This is a genomic window from Paenibacillus sp. SN-8-1 (assembly GCF_050995535.1).
GTDB lineage: Bacteria > Bacillota > Bacilli > Paenibacillales > Paenibacillaceae > Fontibacillus.
In genome coordinates, this window is the sequence record NZ_CP194782.1 from 931,869 (window position 1) to 955,777 (window position 23,909).

The window sequence follows — 23,909 nt, forward strand, 5'->3', positions numbered from 1 at the left end:
CATGACACATAGAAAGGGAGCAGATTATGGCTGAAGATCTTAAAGCGCTTAAATATTTGGATGGGAAAAGAATCTTCCTTCGGAGGATCGCGGAGACCGATGTGGATTATCTGCTGCGAGCCGTGTCAAATCCAGTGATTCGGAAGCTTACCGGAACCACCTCTTTCTACACCAGGAAGCAGCTGGAACAGGCCATTGAGAGATGGAGTCTGGATGACAGCCGGATGGATCTCCTCATTTGCCTTAAGTCCGACTTCAAAGTAATTGGCGACCTCGCCGTTCTGGATGTGGATCACCGGGAGAGAAAAGGCAGCTTCCGTATTGCGATTACCGATGAGGCGTATATGAGCCATGGATATGGAAGTGAAGCTCTGCATCTTATCATTCCCTATATGTTTGATACGCTTAACCTTCGTAAGATCAATATCAATGTGTATGCATACAACGAGAGAGCCATTAAGACTTATGAGAAGTTAGGCTTTGTCCAAGAAGGGATCATTCGGGAAGACCTGTATTTCGAAGGACAGTATTATGACAATATCCTGATGGGGCTCTTCAAGGATGAATATATTCCTGTGAAGTAAGCCCAGGGGTAATTCATAAATTCAACTGATATAGAAGCTCAGGCTGGTGTAGGCCTGGGCTTTTTAAGTCTTTTATTGTGCAATTCGCCGCGACGATAGGGTCAAAATAGATTAATATGTAAAAAAATACCTCAACCTTAATAAGATACAAAGGAGATGTCAAAATGACTAAGGTAGATTATGCCCTTTTAAGAGGGTTCATCGTTGGATTTCTATTGTTGTTTGTTCCTGAAAATTTGACGTTTGTACACAATTCTATAATTGAAGTAGGTGAAGTTGTCCATGTGATCTTGCAAATATTGAATTTGATTGGCTTTATAAGCGTGGTGTTTTTTGGGCTAACAATTATATTTAGATCTATAAACTACAAAAAATATAATTAATTTATATAAGTTGAACTACTGATTTACATGCTAGTCAGCCGTATGAAATGTTCCTACGATCGCTGTTGTTCTCAGACTTCTTATTTAAATTTTATAGGTAGAAGTCTGATCACAAAGGCGAACGCTCCGCTTCTCCAGAATCATTTCACACTCTTGCCTATGAGTAATTCTTAAATTCAACTTATATAATAGTAAGATGAGAGAGTGAGAACTGTTCATGATACCCGATCATTGCTGAAAGTAGCGGAACGAACGGAAGGATTGCGGACAAGCGGCAGCGGTCGCCTTTGTTTCCAGATTTACACCGCTAGAACTATTTCAACAAATCTGGAAACAACAGCGAGGGGAGCAACCTTCCGTTTGTGGAGCGTCGCACGGAGCACCATTGGATACTGATCTGCTACCTACCTTTCTAACTATCTAACTATCAAGCTATCTATCCAAATCATGAAATCCGTACTATGATAATCAGTGAATAGATGAGAGGAGATGAACGACATGGAGCTGACATTTGCATCCAGCAAATAACCATGGTGGTTGTCTCAGAGGATACAGCCACCCTTAAATATGATTAAAGGTGGTCACCCAATATGACAATGAATAAATATGAGATTATAGAAAGATTGCCAACAGTCGAAGAACATCAACTTCTATGGGAATCCGTAGGCTGGGGAGAAGTGAATACCAGGATGACGGAGGCCTCGATTGCGGGCTCGGTATATGGTGTAGTCGCCGTTCACCAAGGCATCACGGTCGGTATGGGCCGGATTGTTGGCGATGGGGCGATGTACTTCTATATTCAGGATGTTGCTGTTCTGCCGGAGTACCAGGTCTCTGGTGTGGGCAGCCTTATTCTGGAACAGCTCCTGGCTTTCATCGAGACATCGAGGTGCCCTGATGGAAGTGCCTTTATTGGATTATTCGCTTCGGAAGGCAAGGAGAAGTTCTATGAGAAGTACGGGTTCAGGGACTATTCTCCAGGCATGACTGGGATGTTCACGGTCATGGATAAATAGAAATTCAAGTTGGATAAGGAACGTTCCTTGTGGTAGTGGAATGTTCCTATTTCTGTGTCAGAAGAGACGTTTACAATGATGATGATAAAGAGAGGTCTACCTATGCGAAAAGAATCCTTTGTACAGCCTGATCCGCAGAGCTGGCTCAGTCAATTTCAATTTTCCATCCCGATTAAGGTTCGCTATTGCGAAACGGATCTGCTGGGACATGTGAACAATGTGAGCTATTTCATGTATTTTGAACAAGGGCGGATTGAATATTTCGAGAATTTGGGATTAACGGACGACCTGTTCAGTGAAGAACGGGTATCCGTCGTTGCTGATCTGGAATGCCAGTACCTGGCACAGATCTATTTACGTGATCCGCTCAAGCTGCACATCAGGGTGGCAAGGCTCGGCCGTTCGTCTATCGATATTGAGTACGCCCTGGTTGCGGATGACGAGCTGAAGGCAGCTGGGCGCGGAGCCATTGTATTGATAGATACGAAGAGTGGCAAGAGCACTCCAATTCCTGACTCCGCGCGCGAAGTGATTAGTTCTTATGAGAAATGGGCGGACTGATTACAAATAGAGGCTGACGAGGATTCCAATATAAGAGTCCAGAAAGCGAGCGATTGAGCTGCTGCTAGTCAAAGCCGCTATAACATAAGCATAAAGAGGGCGTCATGCAACCGGGAGGTAGGATTGCATGACGCCCTCTTTTCAAAATGTAACATTGTCTAATATCGTTCTTACTTCATATGCATATGCACATTTTCTTGATCAGTCCTGATCAAACCCCGCATAGAAAAGCAGGTAATTCTCCATCTGGCTGCTCCAGTAGGCATCATCATGCTTCCCGCCTGGATTCACATGCAGCTCATAGGATTTGGTCGGACGTTTGGCCAATACCTGATCCAGTGTCTTCAAAGGTCCAAGAAAATCATCCTTATCCCCCATATCAAGGTAGATCCGCTGCTTGTTCAGCTTCTGTGTTCCGGCAAGGAGAATAGGATCGTTCTTCTTGCGGACAGCTTCAGTCGGATAGATGAGTTTCTCCAGCACATCCCACATAGGGCCAACGAACAGCGCCGGGGAATGACCGCCTACCTTACCATACAATTCGGGATGAGAGAAACCAATGTGCAGGGCAGCGAATCCGCCCATGGAGGTTCCGCCCAGATAACGGCTGCTGCGGGATTTTATCGTCTTGAAATGCGTGTCGACATAGTTGACCACATCCTGAGTGATATAATCCTCGTACTTTCCTTTGTAAAGAACGCCCTCATCTTCGGGCTTACCGCTCTCGGGAACTGTACCGGTCAGCTCCGCCGAGTTCACGCCAAAGCTGTTATCAATCATTGGGGCTACAATAATCAGAGGTTCGATCTTGCCGCTTGCAATCAGCTCATCGGCCTTCTCTGTGATCTTTAGATTATTCCACCAATGGTCTTCATTCAGCTTATAAGAATGAAGCACATAGAGCACCGGATAATTTCTTTGAGCCTCATAATTCGGAGGCAGGTAGACGTTAAGGTGCATTTTTTTCTGAAGCGCATTGCTGTAGAAATTCACTTTCATGGTTGAAGAAGTGGAGCGGTCCTTTGCTGCTGAAGCCACCGCAAGGGGCTCTACAAGCAGAGCAAGGAACAGCGCCAAGATAAGTCCTTTGACCATTTTCATACCGATATCTCCCGCTTTCTATATGGATTAGTAAGGCTTATCCAGAGTCTAGCAGGCGGCACATGAAGCTGTGTACTGAGAATCGGCAGGCCCTTCCTGCAAATCGGCAGGAGTGATGGGGTGGTCAGTTGTGACTGTTAAGCATCCAGCAGTACTTATTCCTGTATTCCGCAGGTGAATATCCAGAGTATTTGCGGAAATGGCGGATGAAATGAGCATCATCCCGGAATCCGATTCTCTCCATAATCTCTGTTGTCGGCAGCAGCGTATTACGAAGCATGGAGTCCGCCATGGTCATTCGGATCTTGTTCAAATAGGCGATCAGCGAGAGGCCTGTGGATCTTTTAAATTGTTCCCCGAGTGTAGTCTTGTTCAGGTGGAAGGCTGAGGTCAAATCCTCGAGCTTGATCTTCTCTTTATAGTGGGTATGAAGATATTCCAGAATGGGCTTCACCGAGTCAGAGACATGATAAGGAACTGCGGCGGGGGTAAATACGGCTCTCTGATAAGATCTTCGGATGAGAAATAACAGTTCCATCAGATAGGATCGACTTCTGCAGGGCCAATAGTAATCCGGCTGATCGCTAAGATTAGTACCCATCTCTTGAAGAAGCTCTGCCACGTGCCTGGCCGATGCAGGATCAAGTGGAACAGACCCGCAGTAGCCATCTTGCCGTTCTCTGAAAGGCTCAAGCAGCCATAAGTCTTGAGAGTCCGTGACGGTAAGCCCATGTACATCTTCATCCTGAACAACCGGTAGACCCCCTAACCTTTCATTTAAAACGTCCGGTGAGAAGCACAGAAGATAATACTGAAGAGTGGTACCCGCAGTAAGGCGAATCTGCTCCTGAGGATGATAGCAATAGACGGCAGGGGACAGGATCGGGTACACCTGTGTCCCAACCTCTACCATTCCGTTCCCTTCTTCAATCAGTATCATTTGATATCCGGATGGAAGTTTTCGAGTCTCTTTGCACGTGATCTCCTCCATGCGGCAGGATAATCCCATTCTATAGCCGGGATGAAACGTTCTTCCTTCGGTCCAGTCTCCCATAGCAGCCTCCTAATTCCCTAAGTTTTCCAAATATTCTATACGAATAATAACAGTCGTCTACGAATGGAATCAATGGTTTTTGCCAGGTTAAGCTGAATTTTGGTAGAGTTCAAGATAAGGTATGAGTCTGGTGATTTCTTTCCGTCCGTGGCAGCCGATAGAGCTCATGACTCTATTGGCTGCCATGTCCAATTTTTGCATGAAAATTGCACCAATTATGAAGGTATTCTTATCAAGAGAAGACCTTTAGAATGTTAAACAGCAACCTTAGTAAGCGTTTACAAAATCCACACTGAGATCAGGAGGGAATTTATGTTCAGAAAAGTTCTTAGTCTCGCTATCGCCGCCGCAGTAGTACTGCCCGTTATGGGGGGCTCCCCATTCAGCGCACTGGCGAGGGAAGACCAACCTGCGGTCAAGAGCCAGACCTATGACTGGGGACGTGCCAAGGTGGTAGGCGGAGGATTCATTCCGGGTATTGTATACAATCCGAAGGAGAAAGATCTGATCTACGCCCGGACAGATATGGGCGGTGCCTATCGCTGGAATCCGGCGACCCATTCCTGGGTCCAGCTGCTGGATTCGGTCAGCTTCAAGGAGTGGAACATGCTCGGGGTTGATAGTCTGGCTACAGACCCGGTGGAACCGAATCGTCTCTACGTCGCATCAGGGACGTATACGAACGACTGGACGGATATGAACGGTGTCCTGCTGCGTTCTACGGACAAGGGGGATACCTGGAAGAGAACGGAACTGCCGTTCAAATTGGGTGGAAATATGCCGGGCCGCTCGATGGGTGAACGGCTGGCGGTTGATCCGAACAATAACCGTGTGATCTATATGGGAACCCGAAGCGGCAATGGACTGTGGCGCAGCACCGACTACGGGGCAACCTGGAGCAAGGTGGACAGCTTCACGGCAGTAGGCAATGTGAAGGATTACTATAATGATCTGGTGGGTGTGGTTTGGGTAACCTTTGATCCAGGAACGGGAAGCCGTGGGCGCAATACACAGACGATCTATGTCGGAGTTGCGGACACCGAGCACAGCATTTACAGAAGTACGGATGGCGGACAGACCTGGGAAGTGCTGCCTGGGCAGCCAGGGCAGGGCTTCCTCCCGCATCATGGCGTATTGTCTGGCAATGGTAATCTGTATGTAATCTATGCCAAAGAAGTCGGTCCATACTATGGCGGTGAGGGTTCTGTCTGGAAATACAACACCACTACCGGTAAATGGACAGATATCAGCCCAACCGGAGCCGGGGTGACAGACAGCCCATATGGCGGATTGGCCGTAGATGCCCAGCATCCGGATACCCTTATGGTCGCAACCATGAACAAATGGTGGCCAGACGAGTTCATTTACCGCAGCACAGATGGGGGCCAGACCTGGAAATCATTCTGGACGCTGGATTACGGGAAGGATCCGGTAAGAGAGAATCATTACACGATTGACTATTCCATTGCGCCGTGGCTGGATTGGGGAGAGAACAAGAATCTTCCTGAACAGAATCCTAAGCTCGGCTGGATGATTGGCGATCTGGAGATCGATCCTTTTAACTCAGACCGAATTATGTATGGCACGGGGGCTACACTATATGGTTCAAATAATGTAACCGCGCTTGATCAGGGGAAGAATGTGAATATTTCCGTGATGGCTGACGGGATAGAAGAGACAGCGATTCTAGGTCTGATTAGTCCTCCGTCCGGAGCACCTCTGCTCAGTGCCATGGGTGATATTGGCGGGTTCCGCCATGAGGACCTGACGAAGGCTCCAAGTATGATCACGAATCCAACTCTCGGTACCAGCACGGACATTGACTACGCGGAGCTGAATCCGAATATTGTGGTTCGAGTGGGAAATGCGAGCGGGGAAGCGCCTAGAATGGGCGTATCCACAGATAACGGCCAGACCTGGAAGCCGGCAGCTCATGCATGGCCAGCAGAGAAGGAAGATGAGACCGGGGGTGGGCATGTGGCTGTTGGAGCCGATGGTTCATCCATTGTCTGGAGCCCATCCTATGACAAAGCGCCTCGCCCTGTTAGTTATTCGAAAGATATGGGAGCTACCTGGATGGCTTCCTCGGGGATTCCGAGCGGGGCAAGAGTCTCCTCAGACCGGGTCAATCCAGCCAAGTTCTAAGGGATAGCTGACGGGAAATTCTATCTTAGTACGGATGGCGGGGCTACCTTTACGGCAACTAATGCCGCCGGATTACCAACCCAGCTTACGAGTAATTTCAAAGCTATGCCTGGAATAGAGGGTGACATCTGGATAGCTGCCGCAGGAGATAACAAGAATGGAACAGGTATATTTGGCTTGTGGCACTCGGTTGATTCGGGCAGCACCTTCAAGAGACTGGATCAAGTACAAGAGGCCGCTACGATTGGATTTGGCAAGGCGGCACCAGGCAAGAAGAACATGGCATTGTACTCTTATGCGAGATTAGGTGGCAAATTTGGAATCTACCGTTCCGATGATTATGGGCAAAGCTGGGTTCGGATCAATGATGACCAGCATCAATTCGGAGCTGCAAATGTCACAATTACCGGCGATCCAAGGGTATATGGCAGAGTATATGTAGGCACGAACGGGCTTGGAATCGTAATCGGGAATCCTGCAGGGAAGCCCGCAGACGCGGATAAAAAGGCGCCAAAGATTGAGATGATTAGCAAAAGTAATCCCGTACGCTCGGAGACCTATGTTCTGACGGGTAAGGTGAATGAGGATCTGGAGAACGATGCGGTTACGGTTCATCTTAACGGAGGAGAACCTGAACAGGTCCAAGTAGTGAACGGTATGTTCACCAAGTCTTTTACCTTGGTAGAGGGGAATAATATCTTCGAGATTGAAGCGAAGGACCTGGCAGGCAACCGTTCTATGAAGAGAGTAACCGTTAAATATAAACTTCCAAAGAAATGATCTGATGAGGAGAGACGTGTTAGACTAACCTGGACAGCGGATATTTAAGGGAGGCTTGAACGATGGGAGAGAACAAGGTGACATCAGTAAAATGGGGCATTCTCGGTACAGGATGGATTGCCCGGAAATTTGCAGACGATCTTGCCTTTGTAGAGAATGCCGAGTGTCTGGCTGTAGGCTCGCGGTCAATCGAAAGCGCGTCACGCTTTGCTCAAGCTCACGGGGTAACCCGGGCTTATGGAAGCTATGAGGAGCTCGTACAAGATCCAGACATCGATGTAATCTATGTGGCAACGCCGCATCCTTTTCACAAAGAGAATACACTGACTACTCTGCGGGCGGGGAAAGCTGTGCTGTGTGAGAAGCCATTTACAGTGAACAGCACGGAGCTCGAAGAGATGATTAAGCTGGCCCGGGAGAAGAAGCTATTCCTGATGGAGGCGATGTGGACCCGGTTCCTGCCCCCGATTGTTAAGGTGAGAGAATGGATTAAGAGTGGACGAATCGGCGAGGTGCAGCTGGTAAAGGCTGAATTCGGCTTCAAGACGGAATGGGCCCCCGAGCATCGCCTGTTGAACCTGGAGCTTGGCGGAGGGGCTCTGCTGGACACGGGGATTTACCCGGTATCCTTCGCTTCCATGATTTTTGGAGCAGCGCCAGAGAAGATGTCCAGTACATCCCGAATCGGGACCACTGGGGTGGATGAACAATTCTCCCTACTGCTGGATTACGGCGGCGGCAGGTCTGCCTTGCTCAGTGGTGCCGTCTCATTAGGACTGACCAACGATGCGTATATCCATGGAACTGAGGGTTACATTCATATCCCTTCCTTTCTGAATGCGAAGACAGCAACCCTGCATGCAGACGGGGCAGAGGCGGAAGTGTTCACCGATCATCGTGAATCTGCAGGCTACAACTTCGAGGCGGAGGCAGCCGGGCAGTATCTTCGTGAAGGACTTCTGGAGAGCCCGGTCATTCCATTGGATGAATCTTTGAATATTATGAAGCTGCTTGATGAAGTGCGTGCCCAGTGGGGCCTCAAATATCCGTTTGAATGACATGATCATTCTACAACTAGGCTAACCCAAAAGGGTTCACAATATGATTTTTGAAACTTGGAGGATGCCTCGAAATTGTATAAATGGCGTCACGGATCTTATATCTGTGGCGCTATTTCTCGTCTTCGGCCTATTGCAGCTTTCTTCAGCAATTATGGCCGATTTAAAACCAACCAACCGACAGATCTACGTCTTTTATGCGCTCGGATTGGAAACGGTTGGCGGTCTAAAGTATACTTTTTAAAGAAATCTCACTTTAGGCATCAAAAGAAGAAGAAATCCAGCGGACAAAATTCCTGCTCTCTAAATATACGAGTATGCTCTCACTGATGAGCGACTTCGAGAAGTTTGAGCAAGAATTAAAGCGAGTGGCGGTCGATGGTGAAGCAGCTCGCCGGATGGACCACCGACAGCACGTTCGTCGTAAGATCATCGAAGGAACTGAGAGTATGAGCAATACATTGAAGCTTATGGGTTTCTTAGAGCAGGACAATGAGAAGTTTTAATAAGGCAGAGGGCTACCGATGAAATACGATCGGTAGCCCTCTGCCTTATTAGTGGACTAAGCTCCTCGTTAGTGCAGAAAACGAACTTAAAATGCTGGGGACTGCTTGCCATCAATATCAGGACCCAAAATCGGAAATATCATTCCGAGTATACCCACACCCTTGTAGGTGTCGTATTCAGTCATAATATCAGTCTGTTGCCTTACAATTGATAGTTCATGTATTGAGAAAAATAGATAATTTTTGCTTTGAAAATTAACAGGCTGTAAAGGAGTTCCTCTTTGATAATTACTGACTTCCTTCTTTAGCACCCACTTTTCGAAATCAGATTTATCAGGGTTTGTCCACAGCAGAGTAAGTAATATCACACCCACCAAAAGAATAACCAATCTCACATCGAGCCCCTCCCATATTAAGCAAGTACATTTTAGTCTATGGTGTGTCCCAAAAAAGATGACTTGATTTTGTCTTCTCATTTGGAAGGGGCTCGTCTCAACTAACCTTTCCGTCAGCTTAATAAGCTCATTTATATTAGAGATCATTTTAATATGGAATGAAAGCTAGGTATTTGAACCTAAAGTGAACACAACCTGACTCTAATGTGAACCTAAGATGATGAACACCATATGACTTTTTCCATGATATATTGGTAACGTAGAAATAGGGGGAATGACACGCACGGCTTTAAATGTGGCATATAAGCGGGGCGTACCTCTTTTTGTTTTGTTCTTTAAGTAGCAGAGCTACTATAAACAGGAAGCATGTATAAATTGAAATAACGTAAACACTTTTAATTCAGGTTTGATACTCACTCAAAACGCAGGAAGTAAAGCCCCTCAAATTTTTGAGGGGCTTTACTTACCAAGAAATCATCCCATATAGACCAGTAACGAAATAAATGAATATTAACAAAGCAATGAACCCCAAAAAAAGAATAAATAAATTAATTTTTGTGAAATTAAAAAGCTTCATGTTTACTTCACCACCTGTTATTAGTATTATACCCAAAAGGTGGTATGATGGCACTACATTATGGTTAAGCTGAGGAAGATGTAGCCTTATCATTTTGTACATCCAGAATTAAATACTGGAGGGTGTCTCCAAGTTTGGTCGAATATTTCCAGCTAATCGACGCTTTTGCGCTTTGATAATAAGTTTCAGTTGCTCTAATAATTGTTGGTCCAGATAGGTCACTGTATGATCCAGCTAAACAATAAACAGAAGGTTGATAGACTCTATTAATAGTATCATATCCACCAGTTCCATAAGCGAAAGTATAGTCTGCTAAGAAGTAAGCACTGACCACCCCGTTATCCCACTTTACTTTAGCATCCCTTATTGCACAGTATCCAGATCCACAAACGGTACCTGGCCCGGGAGTTACGTCTTGAGTACTCATTCCTCCATCGTTGGAAGTTGATGATGGTGGTGTGACGCTTACAGTGATATATGATCCATCTGGAAAAACTGTTTTAGAAGAAAAACCTGCTGGAGTATTTGTCGACTTTACAGAGACTTTAGGACGCGTTGTTGTAGTAACGCCATCTTTTGCTTTCTCTGGGTTCATTGAATCTAAAAGTTCGCCATTTTTTATCTTCTCTAATAATTTTTCTTGAGTAGCTTTGTCAACTCCGTTTTTCTCAAAACCTTGTTGAATCGCATTCACGTCAATTTTTGAAACGACAGTCGATACAGGGTTTTCCACATTACTAGTTTCAGCAGATACGCTAACGGAAACAGACATTAAAAGTCCAACTGAGAGAACTGCAGTTACAATACTCTTTTTTACTGTAATAGACTTCATATATTCCTCCTATATTTGTTTTTTGTTCCAATTAAAGGTAACACGCTATTGTTAAAGTTTATATAGTAGACAGGAACTAAAATAAAAAAATGAGTACAAAGGTTACTTGCTTTGTTGATATTCTATAGTGAAGAGGTCCAAAAAATAAAGGATAATATCTAATTCGTCAAAATAAGCTCTTTATGTCAATAATTTATTTTGCTACTTAATAAAAAGAATAATTTGTCGTATGCAACATATACTATTATTGATTCGGGGGATTTATTATGGCAAGACGAAAAAGCAAAGCTAAGCAGCAAGAAGAGTTTTTACAAGCAGTCCTAGGAGCATCATTTGTATTCCCGTCACTACTGACGTATATGGTAACAAGCTCACTTCAGATAGCAGGGATAGTTGGTGGTGTATGCGTAGTAGCTTCTATTTGCTTTATGATCCACATTGCCAACCTTAAAAGGGAACGTTTGAAACGATCTGGAATAGCTGAGATAGATAAAATGGACGGTATTCAATTTGAGAAGTATCTCGGTCATCTCTTTCGTTCCCAAGGTTATAAAGCAGAAGTGACACAAGCAGCGGGAGACTATGGGGCTGACCTGGTGCTAACTAAGGACAGCAAGCGGATTGTAGTACAAGCTAAAAGATACAGTAAGAATGTCGGGCTAAAGGCTGTCCAGGAAGTTCAGGGGGCAATTGCTCATTACCGTGCTTCTTCTGGTTGGGTCGTGACAAACAGCGACTATACGGCCCAAGCATTTAAACTGGCCAAGTCCAATGGGGTAAGGCTAATTAATAGAGATGAGCTCATTGAAATGTTGTTACAAATGAAAGATAAATTATCAGGGGCGAAATCAGCCGCGACAGCAGAAAAGAAGACAAGTGCTTAAAAGAGAAAGTGAGAATTTCCAAGAAAACTGAATCTTATGCCTTGTTATTCCTCTCTAGTAACTAAGTACATATGCTTTTAAGCAAAGAGCGGAGCATTTTTGCGGCGACCGTTTGCGGATGCAATGAACTAACTGATCTCTTAGCACGATAATCCAATATATAACCAAAGTCGTTCCTATCCGGGGGCGGCTTTTTATTTAAAATGGGTTGGTGTTACATGTTAACTTCTATTCAACAAGGTGAGGTTTGTAATGCTTTTAAAATTTATAGGTTAAACCAAAACGGAGCAGGTCGAATGATTCTGGAGAAGCGCCAGCGTCCGCCTTTGTTCGGGGATTCCCTCCTTTGTAAGTTCCGATCAAGGAATCCCCGAACAACAGCGGCCCTTAAGAACATTCGAATGCGCAGTGCATCGGTTACCTAGCCCCCCTTTTTCCGCAAAACAGCTTCGTTCCCGGAAAATTATTAATTCTGAGGAATATACTATGATTTCTTTGATAAACCTTTCCGAAAGTATTAAAATCATATTTACATATATATCAATATTTAAATGGAAAGTAAGTTGAGGTGTAACCGATGAACAAGAAAGCTGTATTTTTCGATGTGGATGACACGCTCTACGATCATTTATCGCCCCTGCGCAGCGCCTTAATGGAGGTTCTTGGATTGCCTAAGGATTTCCCGTATGAGAGGGCCTACTATTTATTCCGCTATTATAGTGATCTTCTATCTGATGAGGAAGGTCTTTCTGCGGTTCCGGATCAGGCCAAAATGGAGCGTATGCGTAAGAGACGGTTCATGCTGAGCCTGGCTGAGCTTGGGGTGAACGTGACGGAGGAACAGGCTGGCAGATTGCAGTCCGCCTATTTAAAGGGACAGTTCGAAATTAGACCGTTTGAAGGTGCGGTGCCGCTCATTCGCTGGTTAAGTGAAGCGGGTTATGTCGTTGGACTGATCACCAATGGCCCGATGGAACATCAAATGAGCAAAATTCTGGCTATGGAAATCGAGAAGGTTGTGCCGGAAAGTCACATCTTCATCTCCGGTGCAGTCGGAGTTGCCAAGCCGGATCCTGGTCTGTTCACTCATGTTAATGCAAGCACGGGAACTCGTGCGGAGGACTGCCATTATATTGGAGATTCCTGGCGTAATGATGTGGTGGGCAGTCTGGGTGCAGGCTGGACCTCCATCTGGTTCAATCACCGGGGAGCGAAGCCGGAGTCGGATCATCAGCCTCATCACGTCGTGTCTAATTACGAAGAGATTGGTAAATTGTATGGAATGAACGAGCTTGGCAAGTAAATGAATTAAATGCCTTCAAAGGCCTTGGAGGAATACTTATGGGAATGGTCTTATCTTTTCTCAAGAAATACCGTGCTGCCTCCATTGCGGCCCTGCTCATGATGCTGATTGAGCTGTCTGTGGAGCTGATGCAGCCTTATCTGATCTCTAAAATCATTGATAACGGGATACGTGTGAAGGATCTGTCCGTCGTATGGCTGTGGGGCGGTGTGCTGCTTGGAAGCTCGGTCATCGCCTTCATTGCCGGCATTTCGAGCTCCTTCTTCGCGTCCCATGCCAGCCAAAGCTTCGCATTTGATCTGCGGGATAAGCTGTATGGTAAGGTGCAGTCCTTCACCTACTCTGTATTCAGCCGGTTTGAATCTTCTTCCTTGATCACACGGCTGACCGGGGACGTTACCCAGCTGCAGGATATGATCTTCATGAGTCTCCGGTTCGCGACCCGGGTGCCGCTTGTCGTATTTGGCAGTATCCTGATGGCACTTATTGTGGATGTGAAGCTGGGGCTGCTGCTTGTCGTGACCGTTCCCTTTTTGATTGTGTTTGTCGTGTGGATGATGAGGAAAGCGGCAGCCAACTTCGGCAGAGTCCAGAGGCGGCTGGATAAAGTGAATGAAATCATTCAGGAGAATCTGACGGGAATCCGGCTGATCCGGGTATTCGTACGGGTAGGGCATGAAATTGAACGGTTCGCAAAATTCAGCCTCGCGCTGATGAAGGATACCGTGGGGTCGCTCAGGCTTATGGAATCGACGGTGCCTTTCATTCTCCTGCTGGTGAACTGCGCGATCATCGCGGTGCTCTGGTTCGGACGGGTAGATATCGCCGCGGGCGATGCCACCGTTGGTCAGGTCGTCGCCGTTGCCAATTACTCCTTGCGGATTATCGGGGCGCTCTCGGCCCTGTCGTGGATACTTATGAACTATTCCCGGGCTATCGCCTCAGCGAAGCGGATACAAGAAGTGATGGATACAGAAGATCATGCCGAAGCACCTCTTCCTGAGGCTATTGGCGGATCGAAGCAATCGAGTGAAATAGCCGCGCCTATCCGCGGGCAGGTTGAATTCAGAAATGTAGGTTTTCGATATCCTGGCAGTGACATTACCGTCCTCCGTGGGATTAGCTTCAAGGCGGAGATGGGTCAACGGGTCGCTATACTTGGAGCAACAGGTGCGGGTAAATCCTCGCTCATTCAGCTGATCCCCCGCTTGCATGAGCCAGCGGAAGGGGAGATCCGTATCGATGGAGTGGATATCCGGGATATCCCCCATTCGCGCCTCCGGGCCTCGATTGGTTATGTGCCTCAGGAGGTCATGCTGTTCACAGGCTCGGTTAGGGATAATATTGCCTGGGGCCGTGAGGATGCTTCTTCCGGACAGATAGAGACGGCGGCCAGGCAGGCCCAGATTCATGAGACAATTGAAAGACTGCCTGAAGGGTACGATACAATGCTCGGTCAGCGAGGGGTCAATCTGTCAGGTGGGCAAAAGCAGCGGCTGTCGATTGCCAGGGCTCTGGTCAGACAGCCATCGATTCTGATTCTGGATGACAGCACCAGTGCGCTTGATGTGGCGACAGAAGCGGCCCTCCTTGACGCTCTTAAGGCCTTGTCCTTCACAACGTTCCTGATTACACAGAAGATCAGCTCTACGAGGTCTGCGGATCTGATTCTGCTCCTGGATGAAGGCCGGCTCGCCGCCTGCGGTAAGCATGAAGACCTTATGGAGACCTCCTCACTGTACCGGCAAATCTATAAATCTCAGTATGGGGAGGGATCACATCATGTTCAAAGCCTTAGCTGAACCGTTTCGACATCCTTTTCCCGAGATTGAACTGCAGAAGGGGAGCGGCGGCAGGAAGCCAAGGGCCAAGGCGAGGAACGTCTCGGGTACGGTGGGAAGGATCTGGTCTTATCTTGCCCGCCGCAAGGCGAAGCTTATCCTCGTTCTGTTCATGGTGGTTCTAAGCTCCGGGCTTGCTCTTCTTGGCCCGTATATGATTGGTAAAGCCGTCGATGATTATCTGGAGAGCCGCCGCGGGGACTTTGGTCTATTTCTTGCAGGGCTTGGGCTTGTATATACGCTATATTCTGTAACCTCTTGGCTGCAGAACATCTGGATGATTGAAATTTCCCAAGAGACGGTATATCGGATGCGTACGGAACTGTTCACCCATCTGCACCAGCTGCCGATTCCCTTCTTCGGTAAAAGGCAGCAGGGCGAGATCATGAGCCGGTTGACTAACGATATTGAGAACGTCAGCTCCACACTGAACAGCTCTGCGATTGAGATTTTTGCAAGTATTCTCACTCTGGTGGGTACACTTGGCGTGATGCTCTATCTTAGCCCGCTGCTGACGCTGCTGACCTTCCTGGTTGTGCCGCTCATGATTCTGGGCATGCGCTGGATTACCCGGCGAACAGGTCCACTATATAAGCAGCGGCAGAATAATCTGGGGGACCTGAACGGATATATTGAAGAGACGTTGTCCGGTCAGCGGATCATTAAGGCATTCTCACAGGAACCGAGGGTAATTCGGGGCTTCCAAGAGCGTAATGAAGCCATTCGCCGCTCGGGCTTCTGGGCTCAGACGATATCGGGCTTCATCCCCAAGCTGATGAACAGCCTTAACAATTTGAGTTTTGCCATTGTGGCTGGCATCGGGGGGATTCTTGCGATTCGCGGTGCGGTCACGATCGGGATCATTATTGTGTTCGTGGAGTATGCGAGACAGTTCACAAGACCTTTGAATGATCTGGCTAACCAGTGGAATACCCTGCTGACGGCGATCGCGGGAGCAGAGCGGGTATTTGAAGTCATGGACGAGGAAGTGGAGATCAAGGATGAGGGCTCTTCTGTGAAGCTGGATCATGTGGATGGAGCGGTGAGCTTCTCCCATGTGTCGTTCTCTTATGAAGAGGACGGGGATACGCTGGCCGATATCACCTTTGAAGCGAAGCCGGGCGAAATGGTTGCACTGGTAGGTCCAACTGGAGCAGGCAAGACCACGTTAATCCAGCTGCTGTCGAGATTTTACGATCCCACAGGGGGACTAATCACAGTAGATGGACGTGACATTACGACCATTCAGCGACAAAGCCTGAGATCACATATGGCCTTCGTGCTGCAGGACTCTTTTCTTTTCCAGGGAACCATTCGTGAGAATATCCGCTTCGGCCGTCTGGATGCATCCGATGAGGAAGTTGAGGAAGCATCCAAACTTGCCAATGCGCATGCTTTCATTATGCGGCTTGAAGGTGGATATGATAAAGTGCTGGAGACTGGAGGAAGCGGAATCAGCCAAGGACAGAAGCAGCTTCTCGCTATTGCCAGGGCCATTCTTGCAAATCCTTCGATTCTTGTATTAGATGAAGCCACGAGCAGTATCGATACGATCACCGAGATCAAGATTCAGGAAGGTCTCCAGCGTCTAATGAAAGGGAGAACCAGCTTTGTGATTGCTCACAGGCTGAATACGATACGGCAGGCAGACAAGATTCTTGTCCTGAAGGATGGAAGACTGATTGAGCAGGGTCCGCATGAAGAGCTGCTTAAGGAGAATGGATTCTACAGCAAGCTGTATCACGGACAACTTAGGAATGAAGATATGTAGTGAGGGCCGCAGCATCTGAATAATAGATCAATTTTTTATGGATACTAATTCAGGTTCACTCATTACATTAACTTCAAAGGAGAATCTACCGATGCAGCAGCAACATGGATTAGGGCAGCAAACCCAAGGTCAGAGTATTCCACAGTTCAATCGCGGTGGGCATGAAATATTTGAAGCACATGAAATTATCCAATGTACCATCAATTTGCTTGATAACTATACCATCTACAGATCATTCGTGAAGGACCAGGAGCTTATGGGTATCCTGGATCGTCAATCGGCTTATATTCGGACCCAGTACGACTTGACGGTGGAGTGCTTCAAGTCAGGGCAGAAACCAAGTCAAGAGACAGAGCCTTACTTGATTCCGCAAATGAAGCAGCCGGTATATGGCATGCAGCAGCAAGGTCAGGCTAAGAAACCAGCAGCCTCACAGGCAGAGATTAATGATGCGGTGATCAGCACGTTAATGCTGAATATCGTTAAGCCGCACGCTTCTGCCCTGGCTAGATCAGCTACAGAAGTAGTTAATCCTGTAGTAAGACGGGTGCTGGCTTCCCAATCGCAGAATTTTGTTGAAATGGCTTATGAGCTGTTCGAATATCAAAATGTTCGCGGTTATTACCAGCTTCCTCAGCTTCCAGGTCAAGATATGCATGCCATGCTGAACGAATTCGCACCATCTATGGGCGGGAACCAAGGTATGGGGATGGGCCAGACTCACTAACTAGCCTTTCAGATTAGGTGCCTCAGTCAATCTGGCTGACCGTGGCAGTGGGAGTCGCTTTACCGAATCACAAAGCAGCGATTCTTCCGTTATGGGAGAATCGCTGCTTTGTTTTTTTCGAACTGTCTTATTACGATTCTGATCAGCTTGTCCGGTTTACAAATTTTAGGACAGTAGGTATAATTCACTGATATTAAACGCGGTTTTCAACCAACAATACAATCTGCCATGGACGTAAGGGTTCGCGGCTTTTTTTGGACCAATACAGAGAGGTGATCTCAACAAATGATGGAGGATAAGATCAGACAGGAGCTGCGAAAAATCGAACAGGAGGAACGGGTACGCATTCTGTATGCCTGCGAATCCGGAAGCCGGGCCTGGGGATTTCCATCCAAGGATAGCGATTATGATGTCCGGTTCATCTACATACGTGAGGTTGAGTGGTACTTATCCATCCATGAGAAGCGGGATGTGATCGAACGTCCGATCAGCGATATGCTTGATATTAACGGGTGGGACCTTAAGAAAGCCTTGTTTTTATTCCGGAAATCCAATCCGCCTCTGCTCGAATGGCTGCAATCCCCGATTCAGTATCTGGAGACCTCAGCTGTGGCGGAACAAATTCGCCGGATATCTCCGCTCACCTTTTCCCCAAGATCCTGTATGTATCACTATCTCAATATGGCGAGGGGCAATTTCCGGGACTATCTAACAGGGGATACGGTGCGGATTAAGAAATACTTCTATGTATTAAGACCGATTCTTGCCTGCGGCTGGATAGAACGTAAGGGTACCATGCCGCCGATGGAATTTGATCATCTGGTTACAGAGCTTATTCCGCCGAATAGTGAGCTTAACAAGGAGATCAGGGAGCTGCTTGAACGGAAGAAGGCTGGAGATGAACTTGATTATGAGCCGAAGCTCAGCCTAATTCATGAGTATCTGGATGAGAGAATTGTCCACTATGAGAATACGATAAGTGAGCAGAAGCAGGCGGATGGAGGACTTGATGGACAGCTGGATAAGCTGTTTGTTGGAGCCCTGCAAGAGGTATGGGGTGTGCCGCTAAAAGTATAGGGAAAAGCGCGGTCAGTCCTCGGAGTGCTCATTCTAAGCACTTAAATTATATCCTGCTCACATTAGCAAGGGGGTGCCCTATGGGAGCCATATGATATGGCTCCCATGAGGCACCCCCTATTTTGTGCTAACGGGATTATGGCTTCAAGATGACTTTAATACAATCATCCTCATGTTCATAGAACGTTTTGTAAGCATCGCTGGCCTGGTCAAGCGGAACCCGGTGCGTAATAATCTCCGTGGGATCGAACTCTCCAGCGGTGATCATTTTGAACAATTTCGGCATGTAGTGAATGACCGGAGCCTGACCCATCTTCAAGGTGATATTCCGTTCAAAAATATCCCCAAGCGGGAACATATTATATAGGGATCCATATACTCCGGTAATCTGCATCGTGCCGAATTTGCGGACCGCGTGAATTCCGATGTCCAGGGCGCTCAGTGTACCGCCTTGAAGCTTTAATTTTTGGCCAATGGCCTCCAAGGCATTCTTCTTCCCATCCATCCCCACACAATCGATTACGATATCGGTTCCGCCATGAGTGATTTCCCTAATATACTGGCCCATATGATCGAACTCATCAAAGTTATACACTTCCGAGTTGTTCATCTGCTTGGCTTTATTCAAGCGGTAAGGAACATTGTCAATGGCGATGACCCGCTTGGCGCCCTTCATCCAGGCGAACTTCTGGGCCATGAGGCCAACCGGTCCGCAGCCAAGTACCGTAACGGTGTCGCCGGGCTTCACACCAGCATTCTCTACACTCCAATAAGCTGTTGGGAGCACGTCGGACATGAACAGCAGCGCTTCATCAGGAAGCTCACAGGATTCGGGAATCACAAAAGGCATGAAGTTGCCGTAGGGTACATGCAGAAGCTCGGCTTGTCCACCGGGGTAATTCCCATACCGCTCCGTGAATCCAAAATAGCCGCCTGTATCGATCTCTTCATTGCGATTCGAGTTGTCGCACTGACTTTCCATATCATGCTGACAGTAATAACACTGTCCGCAAGAAATATTGAATGGGAGAACAACACGATCCCCTTTCTTCACATGAGTCACCTCAGGCCCTACCTCTTCAACAATGCCCATAGGCTCATGGCCGATGACGTAGTCCTTGGCGGTAGGAAGCGCACCCAGATAAATATGTAGATCGGAACCGCAAATGGCGGTTGAGGTAATCCGTACAATAATATCATCTTTCTTCTGCAGCTTGGGGTCCGCCACCTGCTTTACTTGAATGTCTTTGGCTCCTTGAAAAGTGACAGCTTTCATATCTGCTCTGACCTCCTAAGTAGTGATAGTTGAAATATACCCTATGCCTTCTTTTTTAAACGAGACAATGGTAATTAATTTCCAAACTTATGAACCTTGCCTTACGAGGTAGACATCGACTTGACAGAGTGAGAGAATAATCATATCGATGTTCTGAGGGAAGGAATGAGATATAGTGGTACGATTCGGTATTATCGGGACGAATTGGATAACAGAACGATTTGTACAGGCTGCGTTGGAGAATGACCAGTTTGCTCTGACGGCAGTCTATTCACGAACTAGAGAAAAGGGCAGTACCTTTGCCGCGAAATTCAACGATCCAAGGGTGTATACGGATCTTACGGATATGGTCACAAGCGATGACGTGGATGCGGTTTATATCGCAAGTCCTAATTCTTTTCATGCGGAGCAGGCTATTCTCTGTATGAATCACGGGAAGCATGTCCTCTGCGAGAAGCCTATGGCGTCTAACGCCGCAGAGGTACAGCGTATGATTGAGGCTGCGCAGAAGAACGATGTGGTGCTGATGGAAGCGCTCAAGTCCACGCTAATGCCTAATTTCAAAGTGATCAAAGATAACTTGTACAAATTAGACCGGGTCCGTCGTTATACGGCGAGCTATTGTCAATACTCCTCCCGATATGATGCCTTCAAGCAGGGAACGGTACTTAACGCATTTAATCCTGAGTATTCCAACGGATCTCTAATGGACCTGGGGATTTACTGCCTCTATCCGATGGTGGCGCTCTTCGGTAAGCCGGACTCCATTCAGGCCGTAGGCGTCATGCTGTCATCAGGGGTAGATGGGGAAGGCAGTATGATCATGAAATATGACGAAATGGAAGGCGTGGTTATGCACTCCAAGATTAGCGACTCCTATCTGCCGACCGAAATTCAAGGGGAGAACGGAACCATGGTGATTGATAAGATCAATCAGCCTTATTCCGTGAAGATTCATTACCGGGATGGGACGATCGAGGATCTCACCAAGCCTCAGATGCATGAATCCATGTACTATGAAGCCCGTGAATTTATGGACTTGATCCTAAGTGGTGAGCGGAACAGCGAGATTAATTCCCATGCGACCTCGCTTGCCGTGGCGGAGATTATGGAAGAAGCAAGACGGCAGATGGGTCTGAAATATAAGGCGGATCGCATCTAAGAAGTAACCAAATTAGGATATAAAAGGTAGATTCCTGTTGTTGTTTTACCGATTTTGGGAGCGCTGGTCGCAGCAGTCCTGGGTGCCGTACTTTGGACCGTTGTTGGCGTAAGCACCAACCGCGAAGTAGGTTATGTCGCTTTGGGAGTAGGGGCATTAACTGGTTAGGCGGTACTACTCTTGGCGAACAAGCGCACGACAAGAGTTCATCAAATCATTGCAGTAATCACAAGTATTATCGGGGTCCTGTTAGGTAAATATTTATTGTTTGCCTACGTCGGTAATGATGGAATGGATGGCATGTTTGACAGCTATACCTTCCAGATGTTCCAGGAAATGAGCGGAGAAATATTTGATGCTCTAGATATTCTATTCTTGGCACTAGCTGTTGTTCCCGCTTGGCGGATCGCTGCTCCTAAAGTAGCACAGCCTGTTCAGCCTCAGCAGTCAACACCGACAGAGTAATAAGTTTAGAGAATAGGGACGTTCTACCAGGTCAATGGACCTTGGGGAGCGTCCCTTTTTGTGCGCCTGCATGGTATAATGCCTTCACAAGATTAGGCTGTATATAATGAACTTAGAGAAATTGGCATGCAAGGAAGGAGTAACGGAGGGGAAGCTTGGAACTGTAGGAGCGAAAGCGATCGCCTACAAGCTTTCTGAAAGAAAGCTGCATCGGAAGCATATGCTTGTCTCCGGATTTCAACAACTAATGTGGTTTGATAAAGAAATCTGGAGGAGGGCAGCGGCCGAAAGTCCAAGCATTCCTCGTAGTTTCGACCGTACCAGAATGTAAAGATTTTCTGTGGGCTTATATAGCGTAAGGGTGTGACAAGTTATGACTATCAAAAATCTACTCGTAACCGGATACCGTGCTCATGAACTGGGGATCTACAATCAAAAGCACGAAGGAATTACTTATATACGCAAGGCAATTACGGGGAAGCTCATTCCGCTGATTGAGGAAGGACTTGAGTGGGTGATTACACCTGGTCAGTACGGAGTCGATCTATGGGCAACTGAAGCGGCGATTGAGCTTAAGAAGGAATATCCTCATCTGAAATGCTCGATCATCACGGGCTACAAGAATCCCGAAGAGAATTGGAAGGAAGACAAGAAGGAGTACTATGAGCAGATCATCAGAAAGCTGGATTACTATGCATCTGTGAGCAACCAGCCTTATGACGGTGTATGGCAGCTCACGGCCCGGGATAACCTGCTGCTGCGGAAGACGGAAGGGATTCTGCTCTTCTATGATGAGGATGCTGGCGAGGCCAGTCCCAAATTCATGAAGAAGCGGGCTTTGAAGAAGCATGAGGAAGAGGGATATTTGTACCTAAGCTTAACTTCTGAAGATATCCAGAGCATTGCGGATGAGGAAGCTATGAACGAACGACCGGGCGATGAATCCTTAGGCCTGCCTGAAGAGTGGTAATGGTCGACTAACTGGCGTTCGACTCATCACAAGAAATGAAGCTCGGATCTCACCAACTACTTCCTAGTTCTCCGTGTCTTTGGACGACTCTTGCATGCTATAATATTCCAAATGAGGGATTATGGGGATTTGGGGGATAACATGAGTAGACCGTCTGTATTTATCGGCTCATCAAAGGAAGCCATTCCGATTGTTAATGCTGTTCAAGAAGAACTGGAGCACTTCGCACTGGTTACCCCTTGGCACAGGGGAGTTTTTCAGGCGGGACGTTATACAATGGAGGATTTGGAGATCCAGATTCGTGAGAGCGATTTCGCTGTATTTATATTTCATCCGGACGATGTCACCTCGATTAGGGGAAAGTTATATTATACGGCAAGAGACAATACGATATTTGAAATGGGGTTGTTCTGGAGCCGGCTGGGCAGAGAGCGGGTCTTCTTCCTTCTCCCGGCGAGCATTCCAGTTCAGGAAGCAGACGAGGAGATGCAAGTAGACGGATTCCGCACGCCTTCTGATCTTCTTGGCATGACCACGCTAACCTATCAGTTCAATCCTAAGAACTGGAATTCTTCAGTTGGGGTAGCTTGCAGTAAGATGGGCGCGAGGTTTACGGAGCTGGGCTCCAAGAACACAGACCCTGCGGAGCTGCTGAGGCAGTCCGTGGAAGAACGCGAGCGCCTGCTGCGAATTATCGGCTTCTTCGAAGAACTCAATCATAAACCCTCCATGGGAACCGAGCTGTATAACCGGATATGCCGCGCGCTGCGTCTGTCCTTCGTAGCAGCCCCATATACCGTCAGTGGTTCGGCGCTGTTCAAGGCAGAGGAGCGGGTGATCCGCCAGGTAGGCAGTGACGGGATTGGCGAGCTTGGACGCGAATATTCACTCGAAGTGAATCAGGATAAGAAGGCGGCGCACGAGATCATTCACGTGGTTGATGTGCATCTGAGCGGAAATGTATCTTTTAGCCAACGTAACCGTAAATCCATTGTGAAGGAATATATCTTATGTTATCCTCTAGCTAAGAGGTATGTATTCACCATCCATCTGAAAGGTACCGTCCAGGTGAATGAGACGTTGTTCGAGACGATCTGTTATGTGAATAAGACGCTGCTTGATTCAATCCATGATTTGCTGGGAGGGGAAACGACATGAAATCCAGACCAAGAATGACTTTCAGAAGATACAGACTGAAGAGTCCCATTCTGCTGCCTGGTCATTTGAAGATCGTGCTGGCTCCTACCTTGGATGGGGAAGATGAAGAGGCGTTCACGGTTCTTTTTGAACGTAAGGCGGAGTATGATAAGCCGGTATATCGGATCTAAATTAATACTAAGATGACGTTGTACATTTAAGATAAAAGGGTTGTTCTAAGCACGGAGTATGCGTGCGAGGGACAGCCCTTTTTTTGTATAGTTGGCCTTTAAATCATACGGGA

25 protein-coding genes are annotated in these 23,909 nt (G+C 47.2%); 20 read left to right on the plus strand and 5 right to left on the minus strand.

What is annotated here, in order from left to right:
* The first annotated feature begins 26 nt into the window (after positions 1-26).
* From ACRRNK_RS04345 to ACRRNK_RS04360, 4 genes are all read left to right on the plus strand, one after another.
* Positions 27-584: a GNAT family N-acetyltransferase gene (locus ACRRNK_RS04345; protein ID WP_433945583.1), complete on the plus strand. Its 558-nt coding sequence runs from the start codon at positions 27-29 to the stop codon at positions 582-584.
* 164 nt (positions 585-748) lie between these two features.
* Positions 749-967, plus strand: a complete 219-nt coding sequence (locus tag ACRRNK_RS04350) for a hypothetical protein (protein ID WP_433945584.1) — start codon at positions 749-751, stop codon at positions 965-967.
* Positions 968-1,563: 596 nt separating this feature from the next.
* Entirely contained in the window at positions 1,564-1,983 is a 420-nt protein-coding gene (locus tag ACRRNK_RS04355) for a GNAT family N-acetyltransferase (RefSeq protein ID WP_433946799.1), read from the plus strand.
* Positions 1,984-2,085: 102 nt separating this feature from the next.
* Positions 2,086-2,544 (plus strand): acyl-CoA thioesterase, encoded by a 459-nt coding sequence (locus tag ACRRNK_RS04360; RefSeq protein WP_433945585.1) that lies wholly within the window; start codon positions 2,086-2,088, stop codon positions 2,542-2,544.
* A gap of 201 nt (positions 2,545-2,745) precedes the next feature.
* On the opposite strand, the gene ACRRNK_RS04365 is transcribed toward ACRRNK_RS04360, so the two are convergent.
* Entirely contained in the window at positions 2,746-3,645 is a 900-nt protein-coding gene (locus tag ACRRNK_RS04365; RefSeq protein ID WP_433945586.1) for an alpha/beta hydrolase, read from the minus strand.
* Between the two features lie 124 nt (positions 3,646-3,769).
* Positions 3,770-4,699, minus strand: a complete 930-nt coding sequence (locus ACRRNK_RS04370) for a helix-turn-helix domain-containing protein (RefSeq protein WP_433945587.1) — start codon at positions 4,697-4,699, stop codon at positions 3,770-3,772.
* Positions 4,700-5,011: 312 nt separating this feature from the next.
* Between ACRRNK_RS04370 and ACRRNK_RS04375 the strand changes: the two genes are divergently transcribed.
* The 4 genes from ACRRNK_RS04375 to ACRRNK_RS04390 all read left to right on the plus strand — a co-directional run bounded on the left by ACRRNK_RS04375 (position 5,012) and on the right by ACRRNK_RS04390 (position 9,188).
* Positions 5,012-6,844, plus strand: coding sequence for a WD40/YVTN/BNR-like repeat-containing protein (locus ACRRNK_RS04375; protein WP_433945588.1), 1,833 nt, complete (start codon positions 5,012-5,014; stop codon positions 6,842-6,844).
* Positions 6,845-6,949: 105 nt separating this feature from the next.
* Complete coding sequence (locus ACRRNK_RS04380; RefSeq protein ID WP_433945589.1) at positions 6,950-7,624, plus strand: hypothetical protein; 675 nt, start codon at positions 6,950-6,952, stop codon at positions 7,622-7,624.
* A gap of 62 nt (positions 7,625-7,686) precedes the next feature.
* The gene (locus ACRRNK_RS04385) at positions 7,687-8,682 is read left to right on the plus strand and encodes a Gfo/Idh/MocA family protein (RefSeq protein WP_433945590.1); all 996 of its coding nucleotides are present in this window, start codon (positions 7,687-7,689) and stop codon (positions 8,680-8,682) included.
* Positions 8,683-9,011: 329 nt separating this feature from the next.
* Positions 9,012-9,188, plus strand: a complete 177-nt coding sequence (locus ACRRNK_RS04390) for a hypothetical protein (RefSeq protein ID WP_433945591.1) — start codon at positions 9,012-9,014, stop codon at positions 9,186-9,188.
* A gap of 86 nt (positions 9,189-9,274) precedes the next feature.
* Here ACRRNK_RS04390 and ACRRNK_RS04395 read toward each other — a convergent pair whose 3' ends face one another.
* Both ACRRNK_RS04395 and ACRRNK_RS04400 read right to left on the minus strand, forming a co-directional pair.
* A complete protein-coding gene (locus ACRRNK_RS04395) occupies positions 9,275-9,583 on the minus strand; it encodes a hypothetical protein (RefSeq protein ID WP_433945592.1) in 309 nt (102 codons plus the stop codon).
* A gap of 641 nt (positions 9,584-10,224) precedes the next feature.
* On the minus strand, positions 10,225-10,992 hold the full coding sequence (locus tag ACRRNK_RS04400; RefSeq protein WP_433945593.1) for a hypothetical protein: 768 nt from the start codon (positions 10,990-10,992) through the stop codon (positions 10,225-10,227).
* Between the two features lie 266 nt (positions 10,993-11,258).
* Here ACRRNK_RS04400 and ACRRNK_RS04405 point away from each other — a divergent pair, with 266 nt between their 5' ends.
* The 6 genes from ACRRNK_RS04405 (at position 11,259) to ACRRNK_RS04430 (ending at position 18,595) form a co-directional block, all read left to right on the plus strand.
* Entirely contained in the window at positions 11,259-11,876 is a 618-nt protein-coding gene (locus ACRRNK_RS04405; protein WP_433945594.1) for a restriction endonuclease, read from the plus strand.
* Between the two features lie 577 nt (positions 11,877-12,453).
* A complete protein-coding gene (locus tag ACRRNK_RS04410) occupies positions 12,454-13,179 on the plus strand; it encodes an HAD family hydrolase (RefSeq protein WP_433945595.1) in 726 nt (241 codons plus the stop codon).
* A 38-nt stretch (positions 13,180-13,217) separates the two neighbouring features.
* Positions 13,218-14,981, plus strand: a complete 1,764-nt coding sequence (locus ACRRNK_RS04415; protein WP_433945596.1) for an ABC transporter ATP-binding protein — start codon at positions 13,218-13,220, stop codon at positions 14,979-14,981.
* Positions 14,962-16,791 (plus strand): ABC transporter ATP-binding protein, encoded by a 1,830-nt coding sequence (locus ACRRNK_RS04420; RefSeq protein WP_433945597.1) that lies wholly within the window; start codon positions 14,962-14,964, stop codon positions 16,789-16,791. The genes ACRRNK_RS04415 and ACRRNK_RS04420 overlap by 20 nt, the downstream gene beginning before the upstream one ends.
* A gap of 91 nt (positions 16,792-16,882) precedes the next feature.
* Positions 16,883-17,518 carry a spore coat protein gene (locus tag ACRRNK_RS04425; RefSeq protein ID WP_433945598.1) on the plus strand — a complete coding sequence of 212 codons (636 nt, stop codon included), beginning with the start codon at positions 16,883-16,885 and terminating at the stop codon, positions 17,516-17,518.
* Between the two features lie 285 nt (positions 17,519-17,803).
* Entirely contained in the window at positions 17,804-18,595 is a 792-nt protein-coding gene (locus tag ACRRNK_RS04430) for a nucleotidyltransferase domain-containing protein (protein WP_433945599.1), read from the plus strand.
* Between the two features lie 136 nt (positions 18,596-18,731).
* Here the strand turns inward: ACRRNK_RS04430 and ACRRNK_RS04435 are convergent, their stop codons facing one another.
* Positions 18,732-19,871 (minus strand): zinc-dependent alcohol dehydrogenase, encoded by a 1,140-nt coding sequence (locus tag ACRRNK_RS04435; protein ID WP_433945600.1) that lies wholly within the window; start codon positions 19,869-19,871, stop codon positions 18,732-18,734.
* 172 nt (positions 19,872-20,043) lie between these two features.
* Between ACRRNK_RS04435 and ACRRNK_RS04440 the strand changes: the two genes are divergently transcribed.
* The 6 genes from ACRRNK_RS04440 (at position 20,044) to ACRRNK_RS04465 (ending at position 23,796) form a co-directional block, all read left to right on the plus strand.
* Positions 20,044-21,033, plus strand: a complete 990-nt coding sequence (locus tag ACRRNK_RS04440) for a Gfo/Idh/MocA family protein (protein ID WP_433946800.1) — start codon at positions 20,044-20,046, stop codon at positions 21,031-21,033.
* Positions 21,034-21,213: 180 nt separating this feature from the next.
* Positions 21,214-21,498: a hypothetical protein gene (locus tag ACRRNK_RS04445; protein WP_433945601.1), complete on the plus strand. Its 285-nt coding sequence runs from the start codon at positions 21,214-21,216 to the stop codon at positions 21,496-21,498.
* A 106-nt stretch (positions 21,499-21,604) separates the two neighbouring features.
* Complete coding sequence (locus tag ACRRNK_RS04450) at positions 21,605-21,829, plus strand: hypothetical protein (protein WP_433945602.1); 225 nt, start codon at positions 21,605-21,607, stop codon at positions 21,827-21,829.
* Positions 21,830-21,877: 48 nt separating this feature from the next.
* Positions 21,878-22,468, plus strand: a complete 591-nt coding sequence (locus tag ACRRNK_RS04455) for a DUF1273 domain-containing protein (RefSeq protein WP_433946801.1) — start codon at positions 21,878-21,880, stop codon at positions 22,466-22,468.
* Between the two features lie 141 nt (positions 22,469-22,609).
* Positions 22,610-23,626 (plus strand): TIR domain-containing protein, encoded by a 1,017-nt coding sequence (locus ACRRNK_RS04460; RefSeq protein WP_433945603.1) that lies wholly within the window; start codon positions 22,610-22,612, stop codon positions 23,624-23,626.
* Positions 23,623-23,796, plus strand: coding sequence for a hypothetical protein (locus tag ACRRNK_RS04465; RefSeq protein ID WP_433945604.1), 174 nt, complete (start codon positions 23,623-23,625; stop codon positions 23,794-23,796). Before ACRRNK_RS04460 ends, ACRRNK_RS04465 begins: the two co-directional genes overlap by 4 nt.
* The last annotated feature ends 113 nt before the right edge of the window (positions 23,797-23,909 follow it).